Origin of the sequence: Shewanella sp. AS16 (assembly GCF_021412365.1) — a bacterium.
Lineage (GTDB): Bacteria > Pseudomonadota > Gammaproteobacteria > Enterobacterales > Shewanellaceae > Shewanella > Shewanella salipaludis.
On the sequence record NZ_JAKCLK010000400.1, the window covers coordinates 1 to 283 of the forward strand.

At 51.2% G+C, this 283-nt stretch carries 1 protein-coding gene; it reads right to left on the minus strand.

The features are described from left to right. On the minus strand, positions 1-283 hold a 283-nt coding region (locus LZP73_RS20830), incomplete at both ends, for a sigma 54-interacting transcriptional regulator (RefSeq protein WP_234236886.1).

Genomic DNA, 283 nt, shown 5'->3' on the forward strand with positions numbered 1-283 from the left:
CGTTCAGACGATAATAGAGATCTTCACGGAACACGCCTTTTTGCACCAGTTCGACCAGATTCTTCTGCGTAGCACAAATCACCCGCACATCGACATGCACCTCATGGTCTTCGCCAACCCGACGGAAGGTGCCATCATTAAGGAAACGCAGTAATTTCGCCTGCATCCGTGGTGACATCTCACCTATTTCATCCAACAGCACCGAACCACCGTTCGCCTGCTCAAAGAACCCTTTCTTCCCTTCCGGAGCATGACCAAACAGTTCACTCTCGACCGCATCTTC